The organism is Saccharothrix sp. NBAS 001 (genome assembly GCF_056640475.1).
Genome location: NZ_CM153251.1, coordinates 4287943 through 4303574 on the forward strand (window position 1 = coordinate 4287943; position 15632 = coordinate 4303574).

Annotated in this window: 12 protein-coding genes; 10 read left to right on the forward strand and 2 right to left on the reverse strand. The window is 72.0% G+C overall.

Annotated features, from left to right (window positions below; translation table 11 throughout):
• Window positions 1-39 precede the first annotated feature (39 nt).
• Both AC0HI0_RS17810 and AC0HI0_RS17815 read right to left on the reverse strand, forming a co-directional pair.
• On the reverse strand, window positions 40-963 hold the full coding sequence (locus AC0HI0_RS17810; protein WP_480933496.1) for a hypothetical protein: 924 nt from the start codon (window positions 961-963) through the stop codon (window positions 40-42).
• 23 nt (window positions 964-986) lie between these two features.
• Window positions 987-2123 carry a hypothetical protein gene (locus tag AC0HI0_RS17815; RefSeq protein WP_480933497.1) on the reverse strand — a complete coding sequence of 379 codons (1137 nt, stop codon included), beginning with the start codon at window positions 2121-2123 and terminating at the stop codon, window positions 987-989.
• A gap of 672 nt (window positions 2124-2795) precedes the next feature.
• Here AC0HI0_RS17815 and AC0HI0_RS17820 point away from each other — a divergent pair.
• From AC0HI0_RS17820 to AC0HI0_RS17865, 10 genes are all read left to right on the forward strand, one after another.
• Entirely contained in the window at window positions 2796-3296 is a 501-nt protein-coding gene (locus tag AC0HI0_RS17820; RefSeq protein ID WP_480933498.1) for a TetR/AcrR family transcriptional regulator, read from the forward strand.
• 14 nt (window positions 3297-3310) lie between these two features.
• A complete protein-coding gene (locus tag AC0HI0_RS17825; RefSeq protein ID WP_480933499.1) occupies window positions 3311-3670 on the forward strand; it encodes a hypothetical protein in 360 nt (119 codons plus the stop codon).
• Between the two features lie 4 nt (window positions 3671-3674).
• Window positions 3675-4700, forward strand: coding sequence for an alpha/beta hydrolase (locus AC0HI0_RS17830; protein WP_480933500.1), 1026 nt, complete (start codon window positions 3675-3677; stop codon window positions 4698-4700).
• 939 nt (window positions 4701-5639) lie between these two features.
• Complete coding sequence (locus tag AC0HI0_RS17835) at window positions 5640-6701, forward strand: polyprenyl synthetase family protein (RefSeq protein ID WP_480933501.1); 1062 nt, start codon at window positions 5640-5642, stop codon at window positions 6699-6701.
• 32 nt (window positions 6702-6733) lie between these two features.
• Window positions 6734-7990 carry a 4-hydroxy-3-methylbut-2-enyl diphosphate reductase gene (gene ispH / locus AC0HI0_RS17840; RefSeq protein ID WP_480933502.1) on the forward strand — a complete coding sequence of 419 codons (1257 nt, stop codon included), beginning with the start codon at window positions 6734-6736 and terminating at the stop codon, window positions 7988-7990.
• Window positions 7987-9819, forward strand: a complete 1833-nt coding sequence (locus AC0HI0_RS17845; protein ID WP_480933503.1) for a 1-deoxy-D-xylulose-5-phosphate synthase — start codon at window positions 7987-7989, stop codon at window positions 9817-9819. The genes ispH and AC0HI0_RS17845 overlap by 4 nt, the downstream gene beginning before the upstream one ends.
• On the forward strand, window positions 9816-10958 hold the full coding sequence (ispG, locus tag AC0HI0_RS17850; protein ID WP_480933504.1) for a flavodoxin-dependent (E)-4-hydroxy-3-methylbut-2-enyl-diphosphate synthase: 1143 nt from the start codon (window positions 9816-9818) through the stop codon (window positions 10956-10958). The genes AC0HI0_RS17845 and ispG overlap by 4 nt, the downstream gene beginning before the upstream one ends.
• Window positions 10959-11046: 88 nt before the next feature.
• Window positions 11047-13035: a hypothetical protein gene (locus AC0HI0_RS17855; protein WP_480933505.1), complete on the forward strand. Its 1989-nt coding sequence runs from the start codon at window positions 11047-11049 to the stop codon at window positions 13033-13035.
• Window positions 13036-13308: 273 nt separating this feature from the next.
• Window positions 13309-15003, forward strand: a complete 1695-nt coding sequence (locus AC0HI0_RS17860; protein WP_480933506.1) for an NsdA family TPR-like regulatory protein — start codon at window positions 13309-13311, stop codon at window positions 15001-15003.
• 189 nt (window positions 15004-15192) lie between these two features.
• On the forward strand, window positions 15193-15357 hold the full coding sequence (locus AC0HI0_RS17865) for a hypothetical protein (RefSeq protein ID WP_480933507.1): 165 nt from the start codon (window positions 15193-15195) through the stop codon (window positions 15355-15357).
• Window positions 15358-15632 lie beyond the last annotated feature (275 nt).

The window sequence follows — 15632 nt, forward strand, 5'->3', positions numbered from 1 at the left end:
ACACCCGCAACACGATGCCGACGAATGGGCCGTACCCCGTCAGTAGCGCACCGTCCAGCGGTAGGCGCGCGACGGCGGACCGAACTGCTCGGCGGTGCCGATGACCACGCCGGCGTTGTTCAGGCCGCTCGCCTTCGACGGCAGGTCGTCCGGCGTGCGCAGGTCGGTCAAGGTGCCCGCGTGCCAGAAGAACGGCCGGATCCCGTCGGCCGTCGTGTGCCAACCCGCGACGTCGCCCCGGTCGTTGATCGCACGGGGGTTGTCCGCGACGCCCGCGTTGTCGCCGGGCAGGACGGTCACCGACGTGCCGGTCCAGACGACCGCGCGGGACGAACTCGGTTCGTCCGACCACCACGTGCCGGCCGGCACGTCGGACTCGTTGAGCGCCAACCCGTCGTAGGTGCCCGCCAGGCCCGCTGCGGGCAGCCGCGCGCACTTGGTGGCGGAACAGCGGAACGCGAAGTTCCCGGTGCCGTCGAGCGGGGTCGGCGAACCCGCCGTGGTCCCCTTGGTGTCGACCACCCGGTGGGCCACCCTGGTGGCCTTGGGGAACGGCAGGTCCGCGAACCGGCCGTTGCGCCAAGTGCCCCCGCGCGTGGTCTCGTACCCGCCGCCGTCCGAGTCGTGGCGGTACCCCACGGGGAGGACCCCGGAGTCGTTGACGTCCCGCGCCGAGAACGGGACGGTGAGGCGGCCCTGCTGCGACCGGTCGACCTCTTGGCCGTTCTCCCACACCGCGATCGAGTAGAGCAGCGGGCCGACCGTGTTCAACCTCAGGTAGGTCAGCACGTCGCCGCGCCCGTTGACGCCGATGCCGTAGGAACTGCCGACCCGGACCGGGTTCGCCGCCCCGTCCCAGCGGAGCGCGGCACCCCAAGCACTGGCGGCCGAGTGCACGGCCCCGACCGCCTGCCCGGCCTCGTTGACCGCCCACACCGGTGACGCGGGGTCCGTGGAGTCCACAATGGACCGATTCCCTGGGGCCCTCAGGAGCGGACGGTCCAGCGGAAGGCGCGCGAGAACGTCTGGAGGTCGCCGGAGTGGGCGATGATCACGCCCGCGTTGTTCAGCCCCACCGCTTGCGACTGGAGGTCCGTCGGCGTGCGCAACTCCGTGAGGACGCCGGCGCGCCAGTGGAAGGGACGGGTTCCGGTGCTCGTGCGCTGCCAGCCGACGACGTCGCCCCGGTCGTTCACCGCCACCGCCTCACCGGTGCCGGTCGCACCGAGGTCCACCAGCTGCCCGCCACGCCAGAGCGCGGGCTTGCGCACGCCGCCGACCTCGGACCAGCCGACGACGTCGCCGCGCTCGTTGATCGCGCGCGGGTTCGCCGCGACGCCCGTGTAGTCGCCGGGCAGGACGGTCACCGAGGTGCCGTTCCAGACGACCGCGCGGGACGAGTACGCCTGGCCCGGCCACCACGAACCGGCCACCGCGTCCGACTCGTTGAGCGCCTGCACCCGATAGGTGCCGCCGGAGCCCGCTGCGGGCAGCCGCGTGCACTTGCCGCCGGAACAGCGGAACGCGAAGTTCCCGGAGTTGTCGAGCGGGGTCAGCGAACCCGCCGTCGTGCCCTTCTGGTTCACCACCTGGTGATCCAGGTCGCCGCCCTTGGGCAGGGGCAGGTCGACGAGCGCGCCGTTGCGCCACGCCGCCGCACGGGAGTTGCCGCTGCTCCCGCTGTCGTCGCGGTGCCGGTACCCCACCGGGATGACCCCGGCGTCGTTGATGTCGCGCGCCGAGATCGGGATCGTGGTGCCACCGCCCGGAGTGCGGTCCACCACCTTGCCGTTCTCCCACGCGCCGAGGTGGTAGATCAGCGCGCCGGCCGACTTGAACACCGACGCCGTCACCGCGTCGCCGCGCCCGTTGACGCCCAGCGCGGCGTTGTTGCCGACGTACTTCGGGTTCGCGGGCCCGTCCCACAGGACGGCGTCGGACGGGTGGGACTTGGACTGCGAGGACCCGACCACCTGGCCGGCCTCGTTGATCGCCCACAGCCGGGCGGAGGGATCCCCGCTCGCCGGCAAAAGCTCCTCGAAGTCGAACTCGACCGACGCTTCCGCGCTCGGCACGACGAAGACCAACGTCGCGATCGCGGCCACAACGGACAACCAGCGCATGTGGTGCTCCCAATCCGGTCGGTGACGCGACACGTGGGCCCGTGGACAACGGTAGCGACGGAGCCGCGAGCAGTGGTCCCGCCGAGTGGTTCAACCGCCGACGATCCGTTCAGCGTCATGGCGAACTGACGATGGCAGCCATTTCACGTCCACAGTGGACATTCCGGGACACGCGGAATTCCATTGCCGGAAGCCGGATTCGCCGTCGACCCGACTCACCCGACCGGCGAACCGGACGGCCGTGACCAGGCCCGCACCGGCGAATTCCGTTCCGGGCGGCCAAGGACGCGGCACGGCCGGCCATGACCGACGAGGTGGACTGGAGTCCGCGACACCACCGACCCGCCGTCCGCGCGTCTCCCTTGGCCCGCCCACCCCGGGTGGACGCGATCACCGGCCCGACCGGACGGGCCGAGCACCCCCGCACCCACGCACTTCCCACCTTCCGGGGCCGGAGCGGGCGGGAGCATCCGGTTGACCCGCCGCCGACGAGACGTCGATCTTGTGCGGCCCGCAGGATCGCCCAGTCGCCACACGGTGATGACACCAGGATCAGTCTCGCAGTCGCGACTTCCCCCGAACCGCCCCCCTGACAGCACCGCTCCCCTGGCACCCGACTTTGAGGAACGATCGTTCTTGACTGATCGTTCCTCAAAAGTCTATGGTCGTGGCATGGGCAGGCGAAGGGCGTTCGACGAGGACGAGGTGGTGCGCGCCGCCGTGGGGTTGTTCGGCGGCCGCGCGTACGACGGGGTGTCCGTCGACGACCTCGTCACCCACCTCGGCGTGCACCGCAACAGCCTGTACAAGACGTTCGGCAGCAAGCACGGCCTCTACCTGGTCGCCCTGCGCCACCACATCGCCGACGACGTCCGCCCCCTGACCGAAGCGCTCGCCGCGGCAACGGATGCCGCGACCGCGCTGCGGCTCGTCACGTCGGCCGACCTCGGCCTGCTGCTGCTCGCGGCGGTCGAACGGGCACCGGCCGACGAGGAGGTGGCGGCCGAGGTCGCCGCGGCGCTGGCCGCCGTCGACCAGGCGATCGCCGACGCGCTCGGCATCTCCACCGATCTGGCCGCCGCCCTCACGGCCGCCGCGCTGGGCATCCTCCTGCGCGGCAGCCCCGACGGCGTCGGCACCGCGCTCTCCCAACGCCTCGATCCCCTGGGCTGACAAGGAAAACCGATATGGCACTGGTGCACGTCGACGGCGACGACCTCGTCGTCGTGATGGAGGGTCTCGACAAGCTCTGGGCCCTCAAGAGCAGGCTGACCATCCCCCTGGCCAACGTTCGCGGCGCGACCGCCGACCCCGGCATCTCCGCAGAGCCCAAGGGGCTCCGCGCACCGGGCACCCACCTGCCCGGAGTGATCACGGCGGGCACGTTCCACCTCGACGGCGAGAAGGTCTTCTGGGACGTGAAGGACCCGTCGAAGGCCGTTGTGCTCGAACTCGCCGACGAGCGCTACACCCGCCTGGTCCTCCAGGTCGACAACCCGCGCGAGACCGTCGCGCTGGTCGAGAACGCCCTGCGCCGAAGGGGATGAGCCGATGTTCTCCCGCCTGGCCGCCGTCGTGATGTCGTTGACCGTCGTGACCGCCGGCCCGGCCGAGGCGGCACCCCGTCCCGTGCCGGCCGCTGACCGCGAGGTCGTCTTCACCGTCGACGGGACGACGACGTACGGCACCCTGCACGTTCCCGCGCACCGCGCCGGACAGCGGTTGCGCGCCGCGCTGCTGCTGCCCGGCAGCGGACCCACCGACCGCGACGGCAACCAACCGACCGCGTCGCCGAACACCCTGGCGCAGGTGGCCGACGCGCTCGACGACGACCAGGTCGCCACGCTGCGCTTCGACAAGTACGGCACCGGCCGCACCGGGCTCGGCGCCTATCGCGATCACCCGGAGACGCTCGACTACCCGGCCTTCGTGCGTCAGGCGAAGGCCGCCTACGAGTCGTTGCGCGACCAACCGGAGACCGACCCGCACGCGCTGACCGTCGTCGGGCACAGCGAAGGCGCGATGACCGCGCTGCTGCTCGGCGGTACCGCCCGCCCGCGCCCGACCGGCCTGGCGCTGCTGCAACCGCAGGCGATCCGCCTGCTGGACCTGGTCGCGCTGCAACTGCACGCCCAAGTCGCCGAGGCGACCCGGCAGGGCTGGTTCACCCCGGATCAGCAGCACGCGATCGACGCGGCGATCGACGCCGCCGTCACCGCCCTGCGCGAACACCGACCGGTCGACACCACCGACCTGCCACCCGCAGTCGCACAGCTGTTCACGGCATTCCAGGGGCAGAGCAGCCGGTTCGTGGACAGCGACGACGCCGTCTACCCACCGGACACCGCCGCGGCCCTGCGGCCGGGGACCAGGGTGCTGCTGACCTGCGGCACGAACGACGTCCAAGTCCCTTGCGCCACAACGGACGCCCTGACCACCGCCCTCCGTCGCGCGCACGCCGCCGGACCGGGCCGGGTGCCACTGTCCGGAGTGGACCACCTGCTGCACGACGCCGACCACCCGAACACCCCCGCTACGGCCGTGCTCGACGCCCTGCACCGGTTCGCGAGGCGCTGAGGCAGTCCGAGGGTGGACCCCGAACCGCGTCCACGCAGTCCCAGCCGAAGAGTCACGTCGGGCGGGGTGTGGTGCCGCATCCGGTCCGGACGCAGGTTCCGGATGGCGAGAACCCGAAGGCGCGGAAGGGTCAGACGATGCCCCCGCCGTGCAGCCTCCGCTGCGGCCGAGGTGCGCGCCGAGGTGAGGCCCGCTACGGGGCGCCCGTAGCGGGCCCGAGCGCGTGCGGTGAAGCACGACGTCCTCGCCCATGAACCGCCAAGTCACCACCGGACCGACCCTGGTCGGTGGCACCACGGCCGTGTCCGGTGGCCGTCGCGATGGTCTTCCCGCTCTGCCTGTAGGCCAGGGCAGGGTGGTCGCGGGCGGTTGGCGGACCCGCGTCCTCGGTGGGGTGGAATGCGGTGGGGACGCGGCCTCGGGCATGCCGGGAACCGGTCGGAATCAGTGGGATGAGCGTCCCGGGTCGTGCCGTACGACCGTGTCATCCGGTCGTTGTGCCGCAGCCGCAACGGTTGTCGGTCCTGTGTGCGCCGGGCACGTGGTGGTCAAGGTGTTGACCGGTCGTGAGGCCGGTGAGGGTGACGGGTCCGTTGTGTGGCCGTATCGGGCGTTGACGCACTGAACTGCTCGGATGTGGCCCCGCCGGTGGAGGGGCCAGGCGGGGCGGGGCACTGTGTCGGCCTCTGCGGGGTGTCGTCGCTGTCACGTCCGCCTGGCTTGTAGACAACTCGGGCCCTCTCAGGGGGTTGGCGGGTCGGCCGTGCGGGCGTTCACTGGTTTTCAAGAGTTCCTCGCGGATTGGCGTCATCGGCGGTTTTCCGGGTGCGGTTCTCGAATTTTCCAGAAAGTGCCGTCGCGTTCCGACGGTTCCCCTTTCGCTGTGTTCAGGTCCTCGGCCGCCGAGTCGTGCTGTGCCGAGGGGCGAGGAGCGGTGTGATGACGATGATCACCGGTGGCGCGGTCGCGGCCGGGTCGACCGAGGGTGGGTTGGCCTGGCAGGTCCTGCGGGACACCCGCGCTGTGGTGGATCAGGGGTTGCGGGAGGCGGTCGACCGGTTGGGAGAGCCGACCCGCACGATCGCCGGGTACCACTTCGGGTGGTGGGACGCCGAGGGCCGACCCACCGGGACAGGTCGTTCGGGCAAGGCGATCCGACCGGCGTTGGTCCGGCTGTGCGCCCAGGCGGTGGGCGGTGCTCCGGAGACCGCCGGTCGCGGGGCGGTCGCGGTGGAGTTGGCGCACAACTTCACGCTGCTGCACGACGACGTGATGGACGGCGACGAGGTGCGTCATCATCGGCGCACGGTGTGGTCGGTGTTCGGGGTGCCCGCGGCGATCCTGACCGGTGACGCCCTGCTGGTGTCGGCCGTGCATGTGCTCGCCGAGGGACCGGCGCCACTGGCCACGCCGGCGGTGCGCGGGCTGGGTGAGGCGCTGATCGCGCTGGTCGCGGGCCAGGCCGCCGACATGGCCTTCGAACAGCGCGCCGACGTCGGGCTGGACGAGTGCGTCGCGATGGCCGGCAACAAGACCGGCGCGTTGCTGGGGTGCGCGTGCGCGGTGGGGGCGATGCTGGGGGACGCCGACCCGGCGCGGGTGCAGCGCCTGCACGGGTTCGGGTTCCACCTGGGGTTGGCCTTCCAGCTCGTCGACGACCTGCTGGGGATCTGGGGCGACCCCGGTGTGACGGGCAAGCCCCAGGGGGCGGATCTGCGGGTCGGGAAGAAATCCCTGCCGGTCGTGGCCGCGTTGAACGCGCCGGACGGGTTGGGTGACCGGTTCGCGGAGTTGTACCTGCGCGGCGAAGCCCTCACCGACGCGGAGGTGGTGATCGCGGCGGACCTGATCGACCGGGCCGGTGGACGCCGCTGGGTCCGCGAGGAGGCCGACCGGCAACTGGACGCCGCGCTGGTGTGCCTGCACGAGGCCGATCCCGCACCGGAGGCGGCCGGCTGCCTGGTCGCGTTGGCGCACCTGATCACCCACAGGGACCACTGATGGCCGCCCGGTGCGAGGCGGTGGAGCCTCGTGTGACCTCCACGATCGTTCCCGCCACCGTACCCCGGCAAGACCGGACCGCCGAGGTCTTGGTGGCCACCGAGATCCACCGCCCGGGGCAGGTCGTGGCGGCGTGTCCGGCGGCGGCGTTGTTGCTCGGGACGCTGCGACGTGCGGGCACGACCGCGACGTACGGGTCCTTGCGCCTGCAGCCGGGCGGTACGGCCCGGGCCGCGCTGGCCGACTGGGGCACGGACGAGCGAAACCGCACCGGGTTCGCCGTGGCGGCGGTCGGCGCGGACCCGGCGGCGTCGGAGGCGGCGAGGGCGGCGGTGGATGCCTGGTCACGGGTCGTGCGGCCCCGTCAGGTCCTGCTGGCCGCTCCTCGTTCGTTCTGCGCCGGGGTGGACCGGGCGATCGAGATCGTGCGGCGGCTGTTGGCCGCGCACGGTGGGCCGGTGTTCGTGCGCAAGCAGATCGTGCACAACGCCCACGTCGTGGCCGACCTGCAAAGCCAGGGCGCGGTGTTCGTCGACGACCTCGACCAGGTGCCGCACGGAGCCAGGGTGGTGTTCTCCGCGCACGGGGTCTCCCCGGCGGTGCACGACCAGGCCGAGGGCCGTGACCTGCGGGTGGTGGACGCGACGTGCCCGTTGGTGACCAAGGTCCACGTCGAGGCGCGTCGGTTCGCCGCCCGGGGCGACACCGTGGTGCTGATCGGGCACGCCGGGCACGAGGAGACCGACGGCACCCTGGGGCAGGTTCCCGAGCACACCGTGCTGGTGCAGACCGTCGACGACGTCGAGCGCCTGCGGGTCCACGACCCGGAGCGGGTGTCCTATCTGACCCAGACGACCCTGGCGGTGGACGAGACCGCAGCGGTGATCGCGGCACTGCGCCGCCGGTTCCCGGCGCTGCGGGGTCCCGCCACCCAGGACATCTGCTATGCCACCACCAACCGACAGCACGCCGTCGAGGCGATCGCCGAGGAGTCCGACCTGGTCCTGGTGATCGGCTCGGCCAACTCGTCGAACTCGGTGCGGCTGGTGGAGTTGTGCCGCAGGCGGGGCCGGTCGGCGCAGCTGATCGAGGACGTGACCGCGATCCGGCCCGACTGGCTGGCCGAGGCGACGGTGATCGGCCTGACCGCAGGGGCCTCCGCGCCACCGGAACTGGTCACCGAGGTGATCGCCGCGCTGGGTGGGCTGGGTCCGATCACGGTCACCGAACACGTGGTCACCACCGAGACGCTGCACTTCGCGTTACCCCGAACGGTGCACGCGTCATGAGCGCCCCCACCGCACCGGAGTTCCCGTGGTCGGGTCCGTGCACCTCGGCCGAGCTGCGCGACCTCGATCCCGCCGGGCTGGCGGGCCTGGCGGAGCGGATCCGGGAGTTCCTGATCGCCAAGGTTTCCGCCACCGGAGGGCACCTGGGCCCGAACCTGGGCGTCGTGGAGTTGACGATCGCACTGCACCGGGTGTTCGACTCACCCACCGACCGGATCCTGTTCGACGTCGGACACCAGGCCTACGTCCACAAGATCCTCACCGGACGGCACGCCGGTTTCGACGGCCTGCGCCGCTCGGGCGGGTTGTCGGGCTACCCGAGCCAGGCCGAGTCGGCCCACGACGTCATCGAGAACTCCCACGCCTCCACCGCCCTGTCCTACGCCGACGGCCTCGCCCGCGCCTACGCCCTGCGGGGGGACACCGCTCGGCGGGTCGTCGCGGTCGTGGGCGACGGCGCGTTGACCGGCGGCATGGCCTGGGAGGCGCTCAACAACATCGGCGGGGCGCCCGGCCGACCGGTCGTCATCGTGCTCAACGACAACGGCCGCTCCTACGCCCCCACCGTCGGCGGCCTGGCCCGCCACCTCGGCGCGCTGAGTCGGGGCGAGGGATCCGGTGCGACGGGCACCACCCTGTTCGACGCGGTGGGGGTGGCCTACCTCGGGCCGGTCGACGGGCACGACATCGCCGCGACCGAAGCGGCGCTGCGGCGGGCGGCGGGCCTGGGCCGCCCGGTCGTGGTGCACTGCGTGACGGTCAAGGGCAAGGGTTATCCCCCCGCCGAGGCCGACCTCGCCGACTGCCTGCACGCCGTCGGGACGATCGATCCGGTCACCGCCGCACCCGCGGCGTCCGCCCCCACGTGGACCGACGTGTTCGCCTCGCGGTTGTGCGCGGTGGGCGCCCGCCGGGGCGACGTGGTGGCGATCACCGCGGCGATGCCGGGTCCCACCGGCCTGTCCCGTTTCGGCGAGGCGTTTCCCGGGCGGATGATCGACGTCGGGATCAGCGAGCAGCACGCGGTCACGTGCGCCGCAGGACTGGCCCTCGGGGGTCTGCGCCCGGTGGTCGCGATCTACTCCACCTTCCTCAACCGCGCGTTCGACCAGGTCATGATGGACCTGGCACTGCACCGGCTGCCGGTCACCCTCGTGCTGGACCGCGCCGGGATCACCGGCCCCGACGGGCCCAGCCACCACGGCATGTGGGACCTGGCCGTGCTCTCGGCCGTGCCCGGACTGCGAGTGGCAGCGCCGCGCGACCCCGCCCGGCTGGCCGAACTGCTCGACGAGGCGATCGCCCACACCGGCGGCCCCACCGTGCTGCGCTTCCCCAAGGCCACCGTCGGACCCGACCTGCCCGCGTTGTCCCGCATGGACGGCATCGACCTCCTCTACCGCAGCCCCGGCCTGCCCCTGGACGTGCTGCTGGTCGCCGGCGGGGCCATGGCCGGCCCGTGCCTGGGGGCCACCGCCGCCCTGACCGAGCGGGGGATCGGCGTCACCGTGGCCGACCCCCGCTGGGTGCTCCCGATCAACCCCGCCCTGACCCACCTGGCCGCCCGGCACCGGATGGTGATCACCGTCGAGGACGCCCTGCGCACCAGCGGTTCCGGCACCGCGCTGCGCCAGGCGTGCTCCGACGCGGGCGTGGCCACCGCGGTCGGCAACCTCGGCCTGCCCCGGGCGTTCCTGGCCCACGGCAACCGGGGTGAGCTGCTGGCCGGCCACCACCTCACCCCGGAGGGCATCGCCGAGGCCGTGCTCGACGGACTGGCACGTCTCGACAACTCCCGGCCCGCCCGCACGGAAGGACACCGGCGATGACGACCCTGGACATCGGGATGCCCGCAGCCCCGACCCGATCGCCGGTCCGGCGTTCCTGCGGGCAGGTCATGGTCGGCGCGGTGCCGGTCGGCGGGGGCGCACCGGTGTCGGTGCAGTCCATGACCACCACCCCGACCGCCGACGTGGAGGCCACGCTGCGGCAGATCGCCGAGCTGACCGCGACCGGTTGTCAGATCGTCCGGGTCGCCGTGCCCTCCCAGGACGACGCCGACGCACTCCCGGTCATCGCGAGGAAGTCCCCGATCCCGGTGATCGCCGACATCCACTTCCAGCCCAAGTACGTCTTCGCCGCCATCGACGCCGGGTGCGCCGCCGTGCGCGTCAACCCGGGCAACATCAAGAAGTTCGACGACAAGATCGCCGAGATCGCCCGCGCGGCGACCGACGCCGGGACGCCGATCCGGATCGGCGTCAACGCGGGTTCCCTGGACCCCCGGCTGCTGGCCAAGCACGGCAAGGTCACCCCCGAGGCACTCGTCGAATCCGCCCTGTGGGAGTGCTCCCTGTTCGAGGAACACGGCTTCACCGACCTCAAGCTCAGCGTCAAGCACCACGACCCGATGACCGTGGTCGCCGCCTACCGGCAGTTGGCCGCGCGCTGCGACTACCCCCTGCACCTCGGGGTCACCGAGGCCGGCCCGCTGTTCCAGGGCACCGTCAAATCCGTGGCCGCCTTCAGCATCCTGCTCGCCGAGGGCATCGGCGACACCGTCCGGGTCTCGCTGTCGGCCCCACCGGTCGAGGAGGTCAAGGTCGGCATCGCGATCCTCGAATCCCTCGGGCTGCGGCCCCGCCGGCTCGAAATCGTCTCCTGCCCCTCCTGCGGACGCGCCCAGGTCGACGTCTACCGCCTCACCGAACAGGTCCAGGCCGCCTTCCACGACTTCCCCCACCCCCTGCGGGTCGCCGTCATGGGCTGCGTCGTCAACGGCCCCGGCGAAGCCCGCGAGGCCGACCTCGGCGTCAGCTCCGGCAACGGCAAGGGACAGATCTTCGTCAAGGGCCGCGTCGTCGCCACGGTCCCCGAACACCAGATCGTCGAGACCCTCCTCGAACACGCCCTCCGACTCACCGAACCCACCGGGACAGACGACACCGAGCCCGGAGCCCGGCCATGACGGGCAGGCCGGCCACGACGGCGTGCGACGACGCCGCCACCGGTCACCCGGCACCCATCGATCCCTCCCGGACACAGGAGCGACCATCATGACGAATCCGCTTCCCGTCGTCACACTGCCGCCGGCCGAAGACGTCCGCCGCGCACGGGCGAACAACCCCCTGATCAGGCACGTGTGGGACCCGGCCGCGCTCGGGCTGAACACGGGCCCGGGCTGCGCGGAGATACTGGACGGCCTGTCCATCGGCCCCGGGGGAACCCCGGAAGAACAGTTCGACGGGGCGTGGAACCCCGCCTCCCCGGACCCGGGCCTCGCCGCGATGACCTACATGGCGCTGCACCCCCACTACGTTCCCTTCGAGTCTCCCCGGGTGACCCGGTACCCCTTCGGGGACGACATGGCACGGCGGGCAGTGCGTGCGGGCACGTCCCACGAACTCATCACCAGCGCCATCGACACCCCCCTCGGGGCGATCGCGCTGGTCGCGGCGGCAGTCCTGCGGACGCTGCAGGCCCGACCGGCCGGACGGGTCCTGGAGGCGCTGAGCGCGGCCGGGGCCCGCAAAGGAGGAGAGGTCGATCGGCTGCTCCCGGAGTACTGCGAGCGCAACGCCGACACGCCCGAGGGCGCGGGCGCCATGGCCGCCCGTGACTTCTGGTCGTCCTGGTACTGCTGGTTGTGGATCCGCAGCCTGGACCCCGCCGCGCTCGACCTGATCGGCTCGGTCAGCTGCCTGGCGACCGCGATCGACTACCCCGACTTCGACGACGACGCCGGCGGCATCGGGGGCGTCGACATGTACCTGGCCGGGGCCAGCGAAGGTCTGACGTGCCTGGCCGGGAGAGCCGCGTCACAGTCCCTGCGCGACACCATGACCGCTACCGCGTTCATGCTCGCCAAGACCACGTTGCGCGTGGCCTCCGCCGCCATCACCGACCTGGACGGGTTCATCACCGCCGCCGGTGGCCCCCCGACGCACGCCGAGATCCTCCAGGCACGCCACTGGGATGGCGACGTGCCTCCCTCCTACCGGATGGCGTTCAACACACTCGGCTACGGGCACATGACCGACGACCTCGGAACCCCCCTGGGCGAGGGCACCTGCGACAAGATCAAACGCGCCCTCGACAACGTGTTCCACACCAACGACCTCCTCGACATCATCCCCGACTTCAACGTCGAGGAAACGCTCAACGCGCACGTCGTGGCCCTGGCCGTACGGGGCGGCAGCGCCGTGATCGGCGCCGGGGACGCTCTCGCGCGCCTGACCGACGACGCCCTGGAATGCGACTGCGACGCGATCGGCCACGAGGAGTGGGGCGAGACCTCGATGGGAAACCTCCTGTGGTACTTCATAGCCTCCCGATACGTCGTCAGGGCACACCTGGCGAGCCTCACCGCCGCAGGTGGCGCGATCCGCGACGCCTTCGCCCCCCACCCTCCCGGCGAAAGGCTCGAACGGGTGGCACGCACCGTCCTGGGCCCCGGGTACGCCCTCTACTCCCCGACGTGGGAACCGCTGTGGAGCCAGAACGACGCCGCTCCCCGCGACCCCGAAGCACCCTGGGCCGCCGAACTGGCCGACCGGGCCGTCGCACGCAGCCTCCTCGGCCCCAGGAACCGGTACCGCACCGACGACTGCCACGCCGCGGCCCGATCCGTCCTGGCCGACTGCGACCGCGCCCCCACCCAGGCAGACCTGCGTGCCCTGGCCGAGGGGTGGTGCCGCTTCTTCGACAGCGTCCTGGACGTGGCGGTCACCCATGACACGGCCCGCCGCCTGGCCGACACCGAGATGCGGCCGGTCATCGCCCGCATCTGGCAGCAGCACATCGTCGGGCACGACGACGCGCCGGACAGCATCGGGGACCGCCCCGACGAAAAGCTCTACATCGACTTCGACCACGCCATGAGGCGGACCTTCCTGCTGCCGCCCGCCCAAGGACTCGCCGTGCGACGCGCCACCCTCGGCGTGATCAGCAGTGCCGTCGAACTGAGCGGCATCAACCCCTACGGACGCCTGGCCGACGGCGTCGGCCGAATGCTCCTCGACGACGCCGGGACCTCCCGCCCCTGAGAACCCGACCAAGGCAAACCGGACCGACCCTGCGGTGGACACCAGTGCCGCCCGCACGCCGACCTCACCGGCCCACGGGCGGCGGTTCGGTCCACAACCGCAGGCACACTGCCATTGATCCTCCGACACCGTTGCCGGAGGATCAATGGACGGTATGACGACGTACGGGCCGCAGCAGGTATTCGTCGCCAACCGTCGGGGACCGCCGGCCTGGTCTGCGGGAACCCGATGCCGGAATCGAGCCCGGGTCGCTGAACCCGGAATCGAGGTGTCATGAGAGAAAGCTCCGCCCCACCAGTGGATCGCACACCCGCTCACGACGACGCGGACGCGCGCCCGACCGGCTCGGACCACGGACTGCGGGCGTTGCTGGCCGAGGCGGGCTGGAGCGGTGAGGCGCTGGCGCGCGCGGTGAACGCCGTGGGTGCCGAGTCGGGGCTGTCGTTGCGGTACCACCGCGCGGCGGTCGGCCGCTGGGCGTCGGGTTCCCGACCCCGCTCCCCGGTGCCCGAACTGATCGTCGAAGCCCTCACCCGTCGACTGGGGCGGCCGATCACCACCGCCGACACCGACTACGCCCCCTCGGCCCGCCCTGCGTCGCACGGAGATCCGTGGGCACGGTCGGCGACTTCGGCACCGCCCGCGGACCTCCACGCCTGCCCGGGTCCGGACGTGAGGGTCTACCGGTTGTCCAACCTCGCGGTCCCCGACTGGGAGCCCACGCGCGCCGCCTCCGGTGGTGCCACGCCGACCGCGGCGTCCCCGGGCCGAGTGGGGCCCGGCGAGATCGATCTCGCCGAGACGATGCTGCGGCTGTTCTCCGAGTCCGATCTCGCTCTCGGAGCGGGCACGACCCGCCCCACGCTGGCCGACTTCCTCGCCACCACGATCGACCCCTGGTTGCACGCCTCGACCACCGGCCCGACCCGCCAAGCCCTCTTCTCCGTCGCCGCCCGGCTGACCTACCTGCACGGGTTCTGCTGCTACGACGACCAACTCCACGGCCCGGCCCAACGGCACTACCTCACCGCGCTGCGACTGGCCGTCGAGGCGGACGACCCCCGCACCTACGCGATCACCCTGCGAGCGATGTCGGCGCAGGCGCACCACCTCGGCCACCACACCCAGGCACTCGACCTCGCCGAGTCCGCCCGCCACACCGACCCGACGACCCTTCCCGAGTCGACGCTGTCGTTCCTGGACGGTCAACTCGCCGTCGCCCACGCCGCCACCGGCGACCGCCACCACGCCCTGACCAACCTCCGAGCCGCCGAACGCCACCTCGACCGGGCCACCTCCACCACGCTCGCGGTAGGGGCCCATCACCGGGCCTCGCTCCAGTACCAACAAGCCGTCGTCCGCGCCCTGCTCGGCGACCGGGCCGGGGCCGTCAACGCCTTCCGGGGCTCCCTGCGCGACCGCCCGGCCACCGAACGCCGATCCCGGGTACTCACCCACGCCCACCTGGCCGAACTCCACTACCGCCACGGCCGGCTCGAACACGCCGTCGCCTCCTGGAACCAGTTCCTCGACGACTACCCCACCGTCCACAGCGCCCGTGTCCGCGCGGCCGTGTCCGGGATGCGGGTCCGACTGCGTCCACACACAAGGCACCCCGGCGTCCGCGCCCTACTACGACGGGCCACCGCGTCACGACCGATCGCCTGCGGCGTCCTCCACACCGAAGGACCCGAGACCACCGGCGACGCGCCGCCCCTCGCTCCCGCCACCGACCAGGCCGCCCACGACCCAACCGGCGGCCATCCGGCCGAGAATCCGTCCGTGAACCTGGCCGGGGCCGTCGCCGACCTCCGTGACGCCCTCGAAGCCACCGACCGGGCCCGTGCGAGATTGATCGACACCCTGCGCGCCCAACACCAAGCCGGCACCAGCGCCAACCAACTCGCCGAGGCCACCACCGGAGTCATGTCCCGACCCCTGGTCCTGAAAGCGCTCAAAAACCCGTGATCTCCGGGCTTTCCCGGGGAGACCACCGGCCGGTGGCGCAACCTGCCGACCGACGACGCCGACACCCGATCACGACACAGACCCGCTGGTGGTTCTCCAGCGCGAGTTCGGCGATGACCGTGGTCGCGGACGAGTTCTTCCAGACCGGCGCAGTGTTTCCGGAGTTCGAGGTGGTCGCGTCGGAGCCGCGTGAACACGTCGTTGTTCTCGCGGAAGCGGGCGTCGGCCCGCTGGTCGCGGGGCGGCAAGTTGCCGGAAGTGGTCGCGGGGGTCGGGGACGAGGAAGTCGTCCAGGAGGGTGCGCAGTTCGGCGGCGTGTGTCCGGGCACGGACGTCGCCCTCGGTGCCGCGTAGTCGGCAGAGGGCTTTGACTGGTCGAACACACAGGTCATGGCCTTGCCGGGATCGATCTGCCTCACGGTTCCAACGGACGTTTCGGCGTGGGACGGGCTCGTGGACACCGTCCCGAGCAGGACCAGCCAGTCACCGAGTCGGACGAAGATCCGGTACAGCAGTCGTAACGCCACACCTCGCGATCATGCCCAGCCCCGTCCAGCGGGCACGATCGCCGTAGTTCAGCATCCCGGTGCAGAGTTCCGACACCCCACAGGTATTCGCGTCGTGGTCCG

Bases quoted from the DNA above. Each gene is read 5' to 3' on its own strand.
- AC0HI0_RS17815 (WP_480933497.1), bottom strand. From the start codon at position 2,123: ATGCGCTGGTTGTCCGTTGTGGCCGCGATCGCGACGTTGGTCTTCGTC.
- AC0HI0_RS17820 (WP_480933498.1), top strand. From the start codon at position 2,796: ATGGGCAGGCGAAGGGCGTTCGACGAGGACGAGGTGGTGCGCGCCGCC.
- AC0HI0_RS17825 (WP_480933499.1), top strand. From the start codon at position 3,311: ATGGCACTGGTGCACGTCGACGGCGACGACCTCGTCGTCGTGATGGAG.
- AC0HI0_RS17830 (WP_480933500.1), top strand. From the start codon at position 3,675: ATGTTCTCCCGCCTGGCCGCCGTCGTGATGTCGTTGACCGTCGTGACC.
- AC0HI0_RS17835 (WP_480933501.1), top strand. From the start codon at position 5,640: ATGACGATGATCACCGGTGGCGCGGTCGCGGCCGGGTCGACCGAGGGT.
- AC0HI0_RS17845 (WP_480933503.1), top strand. From the start codon at position 7,987: ATGAGCGCCCCCACCGCACCGGAGTTCCCGTGGTCGGGTCCGTGCACC.
- ispG (WP_480933504.1), top strand. From the start codon at position 9,816: ATGACGACCCTGGACATCGGGATGCCCGCAGCCCCGACCCGATCGCCG.
- AC0HI0_RS17855 (WP_480933505.1), top strand. From the start codon at position 11,047: ATGACGAATCCGCTTCCCGTCGTCACACTGCCGCCGGCCGAAGACGTC.
- AC0HI0_RS17860 (WP_480933506.1), top strand. From the start codon at position 13,309: ATGAGAGAAAGCTCCGCCCCACCAGTGGATCGCACACCCGCTCACGAC.